Genomic DNA, 16,095 nt, shown 5'->3' with positions numbered 1-16,095 from the left:
AGAGTGTTAAAACTAGAAGTTTAAAGTTCTGTCTGAGATTCAGCTACGAAGCTCAAAGGTTCAACGGTGAAGCTCAAAGGTTCAACGGTGAAGCTAAAAGGTTCAACGATGAAGCTAAAAGGTTCAACGATGAAGCTAAAAGGTTCAACGATGGAGCTAAAAGGTTCAACGATGAGGCTAAAAGGTTCAACGATGAGGCTAAAAGGTTCAACGATGGAGCTAAAAGGTTCAACGATGGAGCTAAAAGGTTCAACGATGAAGCTCAAAGGTTCAAAGTTCACCCTTACAAGCTCAAGTTTCATCCTCATCTCTCTCACTTTCCCCTTGTCCGCAACAAAATGCTTATTACCCTACTTTTCGTCGCTCTACTAGCTTTCTACGTCGCCTGGAATCTCGGAGCAAACGATGTCGCTAACGCGATGGGAACCTCCGTAGGTTCCAAAGCTGTCACCCTCAAACAAGCACTAATTATTGCTGGGGTATTAGAGTTTACGGGTGCTGTGTTGTTTGGACATGAGGTAACGGAAACTCTCGCAACGAAAATTGCTAATCCCGCCTTGTTCGCAGCTACACCCAAAATATTCGTTACTGGGATGATAACGGTACTAATATCCTGTGGTGTGTGGTTGCAAATTGCCACATCACGTGGTTTACCTGTATCTTCTTCTCATGCGGTTGTTGGTGCGATTGCTGGATTTAGTTGGGTAGCTTTGGGAGTAGGTGCAATTGATTGGTCATCAATTGGTTTAATTACCATTGGCTGGGTTTTAACGCCGTTAATTAGTGGTGCGATCGCTGCTTTATTTTATAGTCAAATCAAGCACTGGATTTTAGATCAACCTAATCAAGTAGTCCAGTTACAAGAGTGGATTCCCTGGTTGAGTACTGCGCTGCTAGGTGTATTCGGCGTGATTGTCTTACCATCGCTCACAGAACCGCTAACCAATTTTGTAATTGAGCAAGTTGGTTTTACGATCCCTGCTTACGACATCCCCCTTTTAACAGGTGCAATCGCAGCCGTTGGACTCACAATCATTAGTTGGCGACAATTAGGAGAGAGCGGAGATAAGGAAGACAAGGGAGAAATATTCCCCAATCCAGTAGAAAGATTATTTGCCCGATTCCAACTACTAAGTGCTTGCTTTGTCGCCTTTGCTCATGGTTCTAATGATGTGGGAAATGCGATCGCTCCTTTAGCTGCGATCGTTTACATCAATCGTACTGGTAGCGTACCTATTGATGGTATAACTATCCCCCTTTGGATTTTAATTCTTGGTGGTGCTGGTATTGTTGGTGGTTTAGCTGTCTGGGGAAAAAAAGTCATTGCCACTATTGGCGAAAACATTATTGCCTTGCAACCTAGTAGTGGATTTTGTGCCGAACTTGCTACTGCTACTACCATCCTCATCGCCTCCCGGCTAGGTTTACCAGTCTCCACTTCCCACGCTCTCGTCGGCGGTGTAGTTGGTATTGGACTAGTGCAAAATATTAAGTCGATTAAGTTTCAAACACTAAAAGGTATTGCTGCCGCATGGCTAATTACAATCCCCGTGAGTGCTGCCCTGAGCGCTGCCATTTTTAGCATCGCCCAGATTTTATTCTTCTAAGAATTATTAATATTTTCCAAACTTTTCCTCTACTGGAATTTACTCAAAGCAAAACCCAGACTGCAACAACGCCAAAAAAAGCGTGTTTTTGCAGAATTGCTGCTCATTCATTAGAATGTTGTGCAGGGGATAGCGTAACTTTGAATTTCCACAGAAGGATACTTTAATCTCTCTTTAGAGATATAAACTGTCACACCAGTTACATTCCACACAAATTTACAGCTAGTTTCGCAAGTCAGACAATTTGGTGGGGATATCCAGCGACAATTCGCCTACGCACACGCATCTGTGAATCTTTGACAATTATTATTGGCAGCAAAACAATAAATATTTATTTGGAGTGAGATTTCTTTAAAAGTAAAAATTTCATTGGCAAATAATTTATGAAAATTAAACTGACCAAAAATAAAAAAGTCTCTATTTAAGGGACTTTCAGGCGTGGCGATCAATCCAAAATCCCTTCAGGTTGGGCAATCCGCCAGACGCTGTAGCGTCGCTAACGATGGGAACCGCCCTTCGGGTTCGCCACTTTGCCAGACGCTCGTTCGCTCTTAGCGTCTCCCCTTCTCCCAAAGGGAGAGGCTAACGCCAAGGGAGAAGACTCGCTAACGCTGCGCTAACGAAGCAAAGCGCCAAGACGGCAAGTGGACTGACCAATACGGGTGATACCTCACCAAAATTCCAAATCTAATGGTTAAATACTTATCAATGTTGAAGAGAACACGGTGTAGTAAGCTGTGTGGCAAACTTAGATGCTTTGCTAACCTGTGTCTACTATGACAGAATTACGTTGAAATGCGGAAGTGCTGTTAAAATTTTTAATTTATCTGACAAAATACAGGAAATTAGGATGACCGCCAATCAAGTGTACGGGAAGCAGCTTTATCGTCAAAGTGTTAGAGGTTAGAAGCTAATGGGGCGATTCGAGAAGCAACCAGAAAACCCAAGAGTCAGAGGGGAGCTATCTAGAGCAGCAGAAAATGCTCTTTGGGCTGTAGTTGAAGACTTAGAAAATCTTCAGCAGAATGTCCTCAGAGGTTTGCAGGAAGACGTAAAGCGGCTTCAGTCAGAAAAAAATCGGTTATCTGATGAGATTCAAAGCTTGGTAGAGGAAAAAGAGCATTTACAACAAGTGCGCCAAATCACTGAGCAGCAAGTGTTAATTCGGCAACTGGCAGAAGTTCTGGCAAAGCATATATCTTCACAACTGCAATCCTCTCTGGCAACTTTAGCTAATCAAAGTATGGAGGGCAAATCTTACGAACAAGCTGCGTTGAAGTCTGCTGAAGTAAGCAGCAATGTAGTAGGTGAAATTAATGAAAAAGTCGAACACATGTTTGACAGTCTGGATGACACCGTTACTGTTACCTTTAATTCCTTACAACAGGAGCTGAAGAACTATCAAAGTAATCTTTCCCAACAGTTGTCACGGATGTATAGCCAGCAGCAGCAAGGGGAAACGATTTTGGCGGAGTTTGTTAACCGCCTGCATGGAGAACTAGAAAAAACTATAGAAGAAACTTCACGCAAATCAGCAACAGCAGGTATACCTACTGTTTTGCAGTTCACGGAGCCACAAAAAAACAGTTCTGTTGATACATCCCTGCCAGAGTTTGAGGAAGTAATAAGAAATTCCCTTGAGCCAATTTCCCCGATCCCTAATAAATTTTCACCAAGGGAAACGACAGCAGAGCCGCCGATTATTAAAGAAAACACCGCGAATCCAATTTCTTCTCCCAGCAAGGATTTGTCGGTAAGGGAAACAACATTAGAGCCGCCGATTGTTAGAGAAAATACCGCGAATCCAATTTCTTCTCCCAGCAAGGATTTGTCGGCAAGAGAAACAACATTAGAGCCGCCGATTGTTAGAGAAAATACCGCGAATCCAATTTCTGTCCCCAGCCAGGATTTATCGCCAAGGGAAACGCCATCAGAACCTACTGCGGTTGTAGTTCCGCCACCAAAAGATAATGCCACCGAGCCAATTTCTGTCCTAAATCAGGAATCGCCGGAAAACGAAACGAAATCAGAGCCTCTGATCGCGTCTGTGCCAAAGCCGAGAATAATCCGACCTTCTCTAAAGATTCCTACTGAACCACTTTCTGTCCGCCGTAAGAACGTATCCCAAAGCAAAGCTGAATCCTCATCGACCACTGCGCCAGAACCGCAGGCGGAAGCAAAACCCCCACAATCGCGATCGCCTAATTCTTCTGGTTTATCGACACTCCAAATCGGTTTTTTGTTAATCGTCTTATCGGCAGTGGTATCGTCGCTTTACAACGTAGCCATCAAGGTGATTTTCCACGAAGGTTCCCAGATTTTTGGAGTATTAGAGGTAGAGCAGTTGCTACCGCCGACTTTGGGCAATACTCTGTTAATTTTGACGCTACGGTTTATGGTAGTCGTACCACTAATGGTACTTTTGTCTCCGATATTGCATCCCAGACTGTGGCAAGACTTTGAAACTTTGTCTGCTTCAGTCCGAGGAAATCCCACACCTGCCAATGCAGCTACCAAGCAGATTTTGGTGTTGTCAATTGTTAGTGGGTGCTTTTTGTTTTTATCTCAGGTGCTAATCTACATTGCGATCGCTCAAGTCCCAACTGGAATGGCGATCGCACTGTTCTTTATCTATCCGATGGTTAGCGGTCTATTTTCGTGGTTTCTGTTTCGCGATCGCCCCACTCTATTCCGCATCGCTGCGATCGCCGCGATTTGCTGCGGTGAATTGTTGGTTTTAGGAGGTTCTCCCAGCATCGGTATCGGTAATACTTCAATGGGAAGCAGCACCGCCATTCTTTCGGGTGTGGCTTTTGCTGCCTATATAATTCTGACGCGAGTCTGTGCTAGCAAACTGCATCCTGTGACTTTTACTTTGATTAACTTCACTACCATGCTGTTGTTGAGCTTTATCTGTTTGATGCTGCCCTTGCCAAGCAATTGGAACTTGGTAGTAGTTGATCCCACTAAAATGCTGGAACTGGTTTTAAGCGCGTTTATTTTGGGTGTGCTGACCCTTGCAGGTTATTTGCTCAATAATGTTGGTATTAGTAAACTAGGTGCCTCGCGATCGGCGCTCATCGGTGGTAGCATCCCAGTTTTAACCGTGATTTTCGCTGGGTTAATCATTCAAGAAAATTTGGATATTGTGCAAATTCTGGGAGTGTTATTTGTAACCTTTGGCGCGGCTGCTTTTAGCTTTGAAACAATGCGAAATCAGGTTAAACCCTCTAGTCCCACGAATTAAATGGCGAGTTCAATCAGCTTAAGAGTGATGGGAACTACTTTACCTTCCATCGCTCTCAGCATCAATCCTGACGCTAATGCGCTCACTTATAACTTCAAGATCCCCAACTTCTCAAAGGAGTCGGGGATTTAAATTTTTACGAGTGATTTCAGAATGCTGTATAGGTGCAGATAACACTTAATAGATCGGCAAGCAGTATTCAGAATAAATCGACTTGTAATATATTTTTAGGGATTTAGCCTGATACAGGTAGGGAAAACACGTATATGTAAGCAATATGAGTAGTACTGACTCCAGCAATTGAGCACGAGTACTTGCTCAGAAAGAAGATTCGCAAGGAGTTAAGACCATTGCAGCACATTTTGGAACTAAGAGATGGAGAAGTCGCACAAATGTTTAGAGTAACTCGTTTTTTCAAGCCAAACGCACTTTGTTGATATTAGGCGGTGAGCCTACCTATTTTTTCAGCGTGGGAGGCAAAGTAAGTCGGCAAGAATAAACTAACTTATATTAAGCAATGTAACTTCAATCAAATTGCCTTGTAGTGAGGGCTAAAGCCCCTATCCTTCCGTTTTATTTGTCGCTAATGGGGAAGGCTCCCAGACCGCCCTAAGTCACGACAAATCTTTAATTATTCACACCCACTTACTAATAGTGTTTCGTAAGATGGTATCTTTATTTCTGTCGTTTTATACTAGTCAACTTAATCTGCGTAGGCGTAGCCCACCGTAGGTATCGCTCAGACACCCAGAAAACGAAGCTTATATCGTAGTTTGCTAAGGGTTATCCTCCTTTTACAGCAACAAACTATCTACGTAATTTAAGTCTCTCAAATATATAAAATAGCGAGGTAAAAACATACTTAAAGTAGCCAATAAATTAATTAAATCGCGAAAGTTTAAAATTTTTTCATGAAAAAAATATAAATTTATTGCTAAAAAGTCTCTAAATAATCATCGGATGTAACCCAAAATGTTTTATTATATGTATGGCTATTAACTAATCTTTCGGTTATTAGCACGAGCGCCAAAGCCTTATAAATACGCGATTTAGTTGGAAATAATCGTGGCTTTTCGTGTCCAAGAATCAACATAAAATAATAAATAAAACTTGGATTTAGGAATAAATATAAAAATATCATCAAACCTTGATTTAAGCCGAATACCAAATATTTAAATAGTCCTAATTTATAAACTTTAAAATGCACAATTTTATTTCAAAACTCAAAAACAGTGATATGATAAGGAACAATATTTGAAAAACAACAGGTATTTTGAAATTGGAATTATTTGCTCTATTTGATGTCTACTATCTTCCCTCAAGCCAACGGCTGATACAGCCGAGACATCACTGGAGGTTGTGAACGGAATGGATAGTTCACAACGAGCTGTATAGCTCAACCTCTAAATGTGGCTACACCTGGTAAGCGATTTGTTTTGAGACTATTCCCAATTATTTCTAGTCACTTATGTACTACAAATAATTCGCCAAAGCTGAAAAAAAGCATCTTTTTCTAGTAACAGATATCCCAGATTAACCGCGCAAACTAGTTTTTACTCTGAGTCGGCATAGTGCCATAATTAGGTGTAAGCAGCTTGACGCTGTTGCTCTTGAAAGATGAAAAAGACCAGAAAACTGAAAGGCTTTGGAGATTAATTGCAGCATTGTTGACTGTTGGGACAGAAACCGCCTTTAAGTTGGATTTGGTGGTGTCTTTAATTTTCCGGTTAGATGCAGAGACAGTTATAGTCACAACTACCGACTCTGCTTTTGTACCAGGAAATATGCGAAAACGGTAGTTTGCGCTACCACCGATATCATCGTTATCGCATACTAATATAGTTTGAAGTAAAGACAGCCTTCAGCCAGGTGTATACTACCTATTTTCACTCGATTAAAAATTCTGTAAACGTGCTATTCAATTGTCTGTAATATGAGTAACGACATAGATCTGATCAAACGTCTTGACCCCAGTGCGATGGATCAGATCATGCTTTATCTGGCTTTTAGTGCCATGCGGACGAGTGGGCACAGGCATGGGGCATTTTTAGACGCAGCCGCAACAGCAGCAAAGTGTGCAATTTACATGACCTATCTAGAGCAGGGACAAAACCTGCGAATGACAGGGCACTTGCATCACTTGGAGCCGAAACGAGTAAAAATTATTGTAGAAGAAGTCAGACAGGCACTAACAGAAGGCAAACTGTTAAAAATGCTAGGTTCTCAGGAACCTCGCTATTTAATTCAATTGCCTTATGTCTGGCTAGAAAAATATCCTTGGCAACCGGGGCGATCGCGTGTTCCTGGTACTAATCTGACAAGTGAAGAAAAAAGACAAATTGAGCAGAAACTGCCCAGTAATTTACCTGATGCTCAGTTAGTTAGCTCCTTTGAGTTCCTGGATTTGATCGAGTTTTTACACAAGCGATCGCAAGAAGACTTGCCACCCGAACACCAAATGCCTTTGAGTGAAGCTTTGGGTGAGCATATCAAGCGCCGTCTGCTTTACTCAGGAACGGTAACACGGATTGATTCTCCTTGGGGAATGCCTTTTTACGCGCTTACCCGTCTTTCTTATACCCCAACAGACGATGAAGAACGTACACACATCACGGTGGAAGATACCGCTCGGTATTTCCGCATGATGAAAAATTGGGCAGAACGGCGACGAAATGCCATGCGCTTGCTGGAAGAACTTGATATCCTCCCAGAAAAAATGGATCAGGCTATGGAAGAATTAGATGAAGTCATCCGTGCCTGGGCAGACAAATATCATCAAGACGGTGGTATTGCAGTGGTTTTACAGACGGCTTTTGGTGAAAGAGAAGACTAGTACCGCAAGGCGGAAGTCAAAAGTCAAAAGTCAAAAAGCTTAGAAAACAGGCTTTTGAACGATTTGAAATAGTTGCTTTATTTACGCCGTGCTGTACTAGTATAACTAACTGTGCAAACTGTGCAAACTGTGCAAAATTCCCAAAGCTGAAAAACTGACGTGAGTTCAACTAACCTCTCTCCAACTCCTCTTTGCGTTGGAGGGAAGCATGATAATATTTTTCATTTATTTGAATGCTTACCTGGTAAGTGGACACTTTGGGAACAGTGCTAGGTATCGGAATGCCCATAAGTGGCAGAAGTGGTACTGAAGTTTGTCCGAGCTAATAAAGCGGTTTGACGAAAGTTGCATTAGTGTACAATCCGCCTGAAGGTTCGCGTGATATCTTTGTAGTCTGAATAAGACCAGGTGTTGGCATCATCGAGAAGGGCAAAAAGACGGCTTTTTTGGGCGGGGTGCTGAAACTTCTTCAACCTTTCGATGATGATATAGATACCAAAGTAAGAAATATAGTAACTATTATTGCTTCAATTCCAGCTTGTTCCGACTTGGGACTAGTGCGACAAAGCGATCGCTTTCTCTACGATCAAACTACCGATAATCCAATACGCTTGGGTTAACGCCAAAAACCTTAAGTTGTGTAGGTTGGGGAGCCACTGAGGGCTTGCTGTTTTCCGACTTGTCCGCGCAGGTTGAAGCATTGTAAATATATAAGGCTGGGTTTCGCTGTTGCTCAACCCAACCTACAAATTAAAATCGGATGATTTATTTTTTGCTAGTCCCTGAATCAGGTTGGCAAATAGCCACTCTATATTCAACCTGTATTTTTAATCAATTACACAAAGCACTGTAATCTAATTAGTGCCCGGTTGAGTTGGAACAACTGGTTGGGTTGGAACAACTGGTTGGGTTGGAACAACTGGTTGGTTTGGAAATGGGGTAGTCTCTAAACTTGGACTTGAACCCTCAGGAATTATCGTTGGCGGTGTAGACGAAGATGAAGCACCGATAACACTATCATCAGCACTGATACAAGTTTCTAGCGCTTGAGTAGCAGGAAAATCGATTTGACTACGCAAGCCAACCACACACTGACCAAAGCGCACGGGTAACAAACTGCGCCCACAATAATCTAAAACTGTCGGATTAGCTTCTTCCTTAGTACTTAAGCTGACACCAACTACACAGGTTGCTAACTCTTCAGGACGCCGAGCTTTGCCACAAGAAGAAAGCGCATCTGTAGCAGCAATTTGGGTTTCTTTATCAATTTTCACCACACAAGCAGCCAAATCTTTTGGACGCAGTGCTGCTGCACAACCTTCTGATGCCGCTTCTGCCTTTACACCCACACTCAAAAGGCGACCCGCACAGACACTATAATCATTCCTGTAGGAGGCAGCAACAGCCACATTAGGCAAGATTGTTAAACATCCAGCTATAGCCAAAGCTGGTAATGTTAAAATCCTGGAGGTGGAACTGCCTTGTTTGTTCTTACCTTTGCTAACCACTTTTTTGCTCATTGACATTACCATTCTCCAAACACCCAAAGTTATGCTAACTCAAATATCTTAAAAATCCTCTGTAATCTAAGAATTTCGGCGGTAGTAAAGTATAGATATAATTAATTATGTCGAAAATTGTGTTAATATAGCTGTTTGAAAGATAAGTAGGCAACGTAAAAAGTGTTTCAGAGTAAGAATACTGCGTAAACCAATCTGATGATTGAGTAGCCTACGAAACTAAATAAACACAAAAAACTTATTGGCAGTAGTACGGCGGGGCACGTCGGAATTCAGGCTTGGAAGCTAGTGTGTCGGCTCAACCGACTTAAAGCAACTGGCGTAAAGGAGATGCCTCTACATTGGTAGGATACGTCATACCAACGCAAGCACCTTCAAAAAACCAAGAATCCGCTGATTTATCATCAGTGGAATGTCAAAATAGAATGTTTGGGTAAAGTTTAAACAGGATTAGATTAAGGAAACTCATGTCCCGATATAGAGGGCCCCGCCTCAGAATTGTCCGCCGCTTGGGCGACTTACCAGGATTAACTCGTAAAAGCGCTAGACGCGCTTACCCACCTGGGCAGCATGGTCAGAATCGCAAGAAGCGCTCTGAATATGCTATCCGTTTAGAGGAAAAGCAAAAGCTCCGCTTCAACTACGGTTTGACAGAAAAGCAATTGCTCCGTTATGTGCGAAAAGCCAGACGTGTTACTGGTTCTACCGGACAAGTGCTGCTGCAATTGCTAGAAATGCGCTTGGATAATACTGTTTTCCGCTTGGGTATAGCCCCGACTATCCCAGCCGCTCGTCAACTGGTAAATCACGGTCACGTAACTGTTAACGGTCGTGTAGTGAATATTGCCAGCTACCAATGCCGTCCTGGCGAAGTAATTGCAGTCAGAGATCGGGCACAATCCCGGAAGTTGGTGGAAGCTAACTTGCAATATCCCGGTTTGGCAAACCTCCCCAGTCATTTGGAATTTGACAAAAATAAGTTGGTTGGTAAAGTCAACAGCGTTATTGAGCGCGAATGGGTGGCACTACAAGTTAATGAACTACTTGTGGTGGAATACTACTCACGACAAGCGTAATAGTCATTTGTCCTTAGTCATTTGTCCTTAGTTATTTGCAAGGGACAAATGACCAATTACTATCCGCCAATTTGCGACATGGTGCGGGTATATGTACCTGAAATGCCAGAATCGCGTTGTTTAAAGTTAATTTCTGGTTTGATTCCGAGTAAATGTCTGACCTGCTCTTGTAATTGAGCGGTGCTGACGCCAGAACGCAGGGCAGTTTTTAAATCTATTTGACCAGTTTCATTCAATAAACAGGGACGCAGCCAGCCATCAGCACTCAGGCGCATCCGATTACAACGATCGCAAAAACATTCTGACATCTGACTAATAAATCCTAGTGTCCCCTTCGCACCGGGAATTTGAAAGACATCAGCCGGGCCAGCACCACGAACTTGAGATTCTGCCAAGCCCCAACGATCGCGAATACGTTCTCGTAAATCGGCTGAAGATACCCAACCGCGATCGCCAAACAAATGCACATTACCAATGGGCATAAATTCAATAAATCGAACGTGCCACTGTTTATCAATTGTCAGGGCGGCTAAATCGAGAACTTCGTGGTCATTAACCCCAGGAATCACCACCACATTCAGCTTCAGGGGGTCGAATCCGACTTGATGGGCTGCTTGAATCCCCTGCCAAACTTGTTGCCAACGAGAACGCCCCTGATTACCGATAATTTGGTCAAAAATATCAGGATCGAGAGAGTCCAGACTAATATTAATTCGTCGCAGACCAGCATTGTAGAGGTTTTGTGCCATCGGAGCCAGCAAAAAACCGTTGGTGGTCATTGAGAGGTCTTGAGTTTGGGGTAAAGTTGCGATCGCACCGACTAAATCCACCACACGCGGACGCAATAAAGGTTCACCCCCAGTCAAACGAAACCGATTAAAGCCTACTGGAATAAATACTTCTTGAATTAAGGTGAGTAGTTCTTCATCAGTCAATAACTGTTGCTTGAGAATATAGTCCAGTTCTACTCCCTCTGGCATACAGTACTGACAACGAAAATTGCAGCGATCGATTAAGCTAATGCGGAGGTAGTCTACCTGGTTCATCGTTTTATTTTTATTCTCTCTGATTAATTAAAGACTTTACAAAAGTGATTTACCCCTTCCTACTATATTTGTTGTAATTCAAAATACCGTACTCCCCCTTAAGTGAGAGTCCACAGATTGTGGCATAATAAGCCGATCGCATCCACTAGTTAGTCATCAATCGTGCAAGATACCGACTCCATCAACGACCTTGCTGCTGCTTTACTACAGCCAGCCGATATCAGCTTTGAACTGCCCGATCCAGAAGATGAACAGATTCTAGAGTCAGATTTTCAACAGCAGCTAGAAATAGCTTGGCAGGTATGCGATCGCTTTGATTTGCAAACTGAAATCTGGCGGGGGCGAATTTTACGGGCGATCCGCGACAGAGAAAAAGTGGGTGGTGACGGACGCGGTACTGGCTTTCTCCGATGGCTAAAAGAGCGGGAAATCAGTAAAAGTCAAGCCTATGCCTGGATTCAACTGGCGAATAGTGCCGATACTCTCATTGAAGACGGTAAACTTGACCCCGGTTCGGTGAACAACTTCAGCAAACGGGCATTTGTCGAAACCTCCAAAGCATCCCCAGAAGTGCAACAGATGGTGAGTGAAGCCGCCCAAAAAGGCGATCGCATCACTAGGCGAGAAGTGCGTCAACTCAGCGATGAATGGACAGCCATGTCCTCAGATTTATTACCCGAATCAGTCAAAGAAAAAGCAGCAGATAACACCCTTCCCCCGCGCTACATTGCCCCTCTGGTGAAGGAAATGGAAAAACTGCCAGAATCGCATCAAAAGTTTATCCAAAAGGAAATAGCTGCCAATCCTGATGTGGATACCCTAAAACAGGTAACTACTGAAGCGCGTAACTTGGCGAAATATCTGAAAGGGGCGGCTCAAGTTCAGGCGCTAACGCAGGAAAATGTTGATATTGAAACAGCTTTAGAAGAAGCCCAAAGAGTCGGCTGTTTGAGCATTGCTGCTGATTTGGTAAATCAAGCATCGCAAATTGAACAAACGATCGCTAAATTGTATATGACTTGGAAACGGATCGGTAATTTAGCAGATCGATTATATGTAGATACTGGCGCAAGTACACCCAACTTGCGATCGCTCCTCACTTGCTTGGAACCTCTGGGTGGTGAAATCATGGAATTGCAACTTAGTGGTGCGACCGAACACACTATTCGTTTGCAAATTCAGGAGACGAGTTAGAGAATAAGCATCGCGCTTGGCCGCGAAGTTACAAAATATCGCCAATATCTCAAATTTTAATGAGCAGCGCAAGATGTAGCGGTGAGCGAGGAGTTATGGGGCGATTCTGTGGGTACTTGAGCAACCAGAACTACGTTACCATTGGCATCCATTACCCAGCCTTGGGCTTCTACAATTTGAGTAGGTTCATTGACATAATTTACTTTCTGTGATTTTTTTTCTGTATGTCGCTGCGCCTGAACAACGGCTCTTTTCTTAATACCGCCAGCACGATTCTGACTCTCTGGAGGGAGCGCAATCCAATCTGCCAACACCGCATCATCAGCTATCAATGGTTCCGTGGGATCGGCTACTAGTCCTCCACGTCCAGTGGTAATAAATGAATTTCTTGCTATTTTTCCACCAGAACTACAACTAGCAGCAATTTGCTGCGAAGCATCAACCAGATTTACGGGCAATTCCACTAATCCTTTACTGGGATCAGTATCTGGTGAGTTGATTTGGACTGTGCCGTTTAATGAAGGGTTTTGCTGAGAAAATGCCGTGATGTCACTTGTTTCCAGGTTCTTCGGGTTTGTTTCGCCTGTTGGGTCAAGCCTCTCTACGTCTGTACCTGTGCGAGGCACAAACCCAAAGATGTTCTTAGCGGTGATTGTGATTTTACCACCAGAACCAAAGTTGGCGTTGGCAGTGATATCGTTATTCCCGAAGGGAGTGGCAACAAGAAAGCCATTTGGTGCATTGATGGTGATATTACCGCCAGTTTTATCACTCCCTCCATTAGTAGATATTTGACTATTGCGACGCATCAGTAATAAGTCCCGCACCTGTAACGAAATATTTCCGCCTTTACCTGACTGACTATTTGATGTGATTTGTCCTTGGTTGTCCAGCAGGATGGAGCGAGCATTTATATTTAGATCGCCTGCTTTTCCTGAACTACGTCCATCCTGTGCAGAGTTGAAATGGTCTACAAGTTGACTGTTCACAGTTATTGCAGCGCCGTCTCTGACAATCAATTGCCCTGTAGTAATTGTCACTGTTCCAGACTTTCCAAAACTTTGAGTCAAAGCAGATAATTCACTGGGATTACCTGTTGCCGAAGTTCCAATTACCTCTACGGACTCGGAGGCGTTCACAGTCAAATTCCCTCCATTTCCTTCTGCTACGCTAACTTGTGAGTTTGGTAAGATTTTTGCCGTAGACTCTGCTGATACCTTTGCTCCCTCTTGGATACGCAATATCTTAGTATTGATTGTAATATCACCAGCATTTCCTTGATCAACAGTTGAACTAAGCAATCCAGTAATGCTATCTGGTAAGATAACGCTACCAATTATCTCTACGGACTCGGAGGCGTTCACAATCAAATTTCCCGATTTTCCTTTACCTATAGTAGAAGTGAATACTTGTGCGCCATCCTCAACAATTAATTTTCTAGTAGTAATAGTTAAGTCTTCGCCATTTCCGTCACCCCCAGTTCGAGTTGCTAAACGCACACGAGGGCCAATTAGTTCGACAGTGTTGCTCTGCACTTGGATACGACCGCCACTGCCAAGTTGGTTACTGGCATCTACAGTAGATGAAATTGCAGAACCGTTATCAGTTCGCCGGATTAGTCGAATGTTCTGGAAATTTTGGACACCTTCATATCCCACACTCCAGTCTTGGTCTGTTGGTTTCAGACTAACTAGACTATTACTAGCAACACTTCCTAGCTCAATTCGTCCTGACGCTGCTGTTAAATTTCCGCCCTCCAGCGTTATGTCACCACCTACAAGTGCTAAGGTTTTACCTGATTGTACTTGTAGACCTACGGGTTGATTGAAGCTATTAGTTGCACCATTAGGACTAGCTTGGGATTGATTAAGAATAGGAGCCGCAGTTGCTCCAAATTGTAAACCAGTGGGAACACTTACTATCAGTAGTGGTGGGGTTTGGGGATCTGTGGCGCTAAATTTAGTACCATCGGCAAAGTTCAGACTACTCGCTGTACTTGCTATAAATGAACCACGAATGTTTAAAGAAGCATTGCGACCAAAAATAATCCCGTTAGGATTAATCAGAAACAGGTTGGCTGTGCCGTTAGCTTTAATAATGCCATCAATATTAGAAACAGACTTACCTGTTACTCGGCTGATAATGTTTTGAATGTTTGCCGCATTATTAAAGTAAGCTGTGCTTCCAGGAAGTACAGAAAACTGTTCAAAGCTGTGGAACAGATTTGTGCCACGAATTACCCCACCATCAATTTGATCAATAAGCTGACCATTGATTAGCTTGGGTGTGATAACTGAATTTTCCGATCCTAAAGTATTATCTTTGATAATCTGGGCTAAGGCAGAACTACCAGAGAATGTGAGCGCTCCAGTAATTGCTAAACCACTCACTAATCCTAACTTATAGTACCAAATGCTTCGTCTTTGAGCCATTACATAATTCGCACAAAAAAAATAATTTTTTAATGATTTACTGGTCATTGCTAATTAGGATAATTAGGTTATCTATAATTCAAATTAGTAATCTATGTTTCACCCTTGGCAAAAGTTTATAGAATTCTATATATGCAAACAATACATATAGTTGACACAACAATTTTGTGCCGTAAATTCTAAACAGATTACATTGAAATTGCTAATAATATATAACAAACTTAGCCCTAATTTCAACCTAACCACTGCTAAACTTTTCTATTGAAAACAAGGATACAATTATCTAAAATTACTACTACAAATTACTCATAAAAATGTACTTAATTATTCCTTTTGTCTTGGTATACTTGGCAGAGGATTTAATAATTAAGTACATTTCCCTCATTAATTGATATAACAAAACAATTAATCTTGAATGAAAAACTATTACTTTTATTCTCAATAAAATGAAAATAAAGATAGTCATTACGTTGAGAATAGTATAACTATTACGGACAACGAACCCAATCTTGTAGCTGCACCGACCAACAAGTTCCTTCCAAGTTACGCTTACCTAGCATTACTTGTGACAAATCTTTAGCTTGCTGGTCTTTACCAGCATTATCTTTACCAGCATTATTAGATTGAATTTGATTGGGATCGATACTACTGTGCAAGTCCAGGGAATTGTCTTCTGCAACACCCACTTCAGAGTTCTTCAGGTCTTCACTCAATTCTTTTTGAATCTCATTTGTAGACTGTTGTTTGTTTTGAGAATTCATAATTTTTGCTCTCCTTGCAGACTGGTAAATATGAACTTATTTTGTGATGTACTAAATTAACGTGAGTTTTATTAGTACAGTTTGGCAACGAAGTAATCAATAATACAAAGTCTAGAGTGGTACGAAACCATTAGGTTTCTAACGCTCTTGTGAACTCCGATAATTATGACTTCAGCTTGGCTAGTTATAATTACGTATTGTGTTATAAAACTTCATATATTTCTGCCGGATTTCTTTAAAGGATTGATGAATCTGGCTACTGACCGTTGATTGCTCAAGAGAATTGAGTAATTGATACCTCCTCAAGTCTCCCACTCTGCTTACGGTTTGGATAACCTCACAGGCTTTATTAAGGCGATACCCTTGTATAAAGTTCATT

The 16,095-nt window shown here is 42.3% G+C and carries 12 protein-coding genes; 7 read left to right on the top strand and 5 right to left on the bottom strand.

What is annotated here, in order from left to right; all coding sequences use genetic code 11:
• Positions 1–20: 20 nt before the first annotated feature.
• A complete protein-coding gene (locus HWQ43_RS12270) occupies positions 21–302 on the bottom strand; it encodes a hypothetical protein (protein ID WP_292733519.1) in 282 nt (93 codons plus the stop codon).
• A gap of 36 nt (positions 303–338) precedes the next feature.
• Here HWQ43_RS12270 and HWQ43_RS12265 point away from each other — a divergent pair, with 36 nt between their 5' ends.
• The 5 genes from HWQ43_RS12265 to HWQ43_RS12245 all read left to right on the top strand — a co-directional run bounded on the left by HWQ43_RS12265 (position 339) and on the right by HWQ43_RS12245 (position 8,307).
• Positions 339–1,607 (top strand): inorganic phosphate transporter, encoded by a 1,269-nt coding sequence (locus HWQ43_RS12265; RefSeq protein ID WP_292733517.1) that lies wholly within the window; start codon positions 339–341, stop codon positions 1,605–1,607.
• A gap of 913 nt (positions 1,608–2,520) precedes the next feature.
• On the top strand, positions 2,521–4,854 hold the full coding sequence (locus HWQ43_RS12260) for an EamA family transporter (protein WP_292733515.1): 2,334 nt from the start codon (positions 2,521–2,523) through the stop codon (positions 4,852–4,854).
• A 1,595-nt stretch (positions 4,855–6,449) separates the two neighbouring features.
• On the top strand, positions 6,450–6,653 hold the full coding sequence (locus HWQ43_RS12255; protein WP_292733513.1) for a hypothetical protein: 204 nt from the start codon (positions 6,450–6,452) through the stop codon (positions 6,651–6,653).
• Between the two features lie 134 nt (positions 6,654–6,787).
• Complete coding sequence (hetR, locus tag HWQ43_RS12250; RefSeq protein ID WP_094349731.1) at positions 6,788–7,687, top strand: heterocyst differentiation master regulator HetR; 900 nt, start codon at positions 6,788–6,790, stop codon at positions 7,685–7,687.
• 455 nt (positions 7,688–8,142) lie between these two features.
• Positions 8,143–8,307, top strand: a complete 165-nt coding sequence (locus tag HWQ43_RS12245; protein ID WP_292733509.1) for a hypothetical protein — start codon at positions 8,143–8,145, stop codon at positions 8,305–8,307.
• Positions 8,308–8,541: 234 nt separating this feature from the next.
• Here HWQ43_RS12245 and HWQ43_RS12240 read toward each other — a convergent pair whose 3' ends face one another.
• Positions 8,542–9,213, bottom strand: coding sequence for a hypothetical protein (locus tag HWQ43_RS12240; RefSeq protein ID WP_292733506.1), 672 nt, complete (start codon positions 9,211–9,213; stop codon positions 8,542–8,544).
• A 461-nt stretch (positions 9,214–9,674) separates the two neighbouring features.
• Between HWQ43_RS12240 and rpsD the strand changes: the two genes are divergently transcribed.
• On the top strand, positions 9,675–10,283 hold the full coding sequence (gene rpsD / locus HWQ43_RS12235; RefSeq protein WP_012408407.1) for a 30S ribosomal protein S4: 609 nt from the start codon (positions 9,675–9,677) through the stop codon (positions 10,281–10,283).
• A 59-nt stretch (positions 10,284–10,342) separates the two neighbouring features.
• Here rpsD and moaA read toward each other — a convergent pair whose 3' ends face one another.
• Complete coding sequence (moaA, locus tag HWQ43_RS12230; RefSeq protein WP_292733503.1) at positions 10,343–11,329, bottom strand: GTP 3',8-cyclase MoaA; 987 nt, start codon at positions 11,327–11,329, stop codon at positions 10,343–10,345.
• Between the two features lie 162 nt (positions 11,330–11,491).
• Between moaA and HWQ43_RS12225 the strand changes: the two genes are divergently transcribed.
• Positions 11,492–12,523 (top strand): hypothetical protein, encoded by a 1,032-nt coding sequence (locus HWQ43_RS12225; protein ID WP_292733500.1) that lies wholly within the window; start codon positions 11,492–11,494, stop codon positions 12,521–12,523.
• 56 nt (positions 12,524–12,579) lie between these two features.
• Here HWQ43_RS12225 and HWQ43_RS12220 read toward each other — a convergent pair whose 3' ends face one another.
• Positions 12,580–14,955 (bottom strand): filamentous hemagglutinin N-terminal domain-containing protein, encoded by a 2,376-nt coding sequence (locus HWQ43_RS12220; RefSeq protein WP_292733498.1) that lies wholly within the window; start codon positions 14,953–14,955, stop codon positions 12,580–12,582.
• 488 nt (positions 14,956–15,443) lie between these two features.
• Complete coding sequence (locus HWQ43_RS12215) at positions 15,444–15,716, bottom strand: hypothetical protein (RefSeq protein ID WP_292733495.1); 273 nt, start codon at positions 15,714–15,716, stop codon at positions 15,444–15,446.
• Between the last annotated feature and the right edge of the window lie 379 nt (positions 15,717–16,095).

The sequence above is a fragment of the Nostoc sp. JL31 genome, assembly GCF_017114965.1.
Lineage (GTDB): Bacteria > Cyanobacteriota > Cyanobacteriia > Cyanobacteriales > Nostocaceae > Nostoc > Nostoc punctiforme_A.
This window is presented reverse-complemented; position numbering and strand designations above follow the sequence as displayed.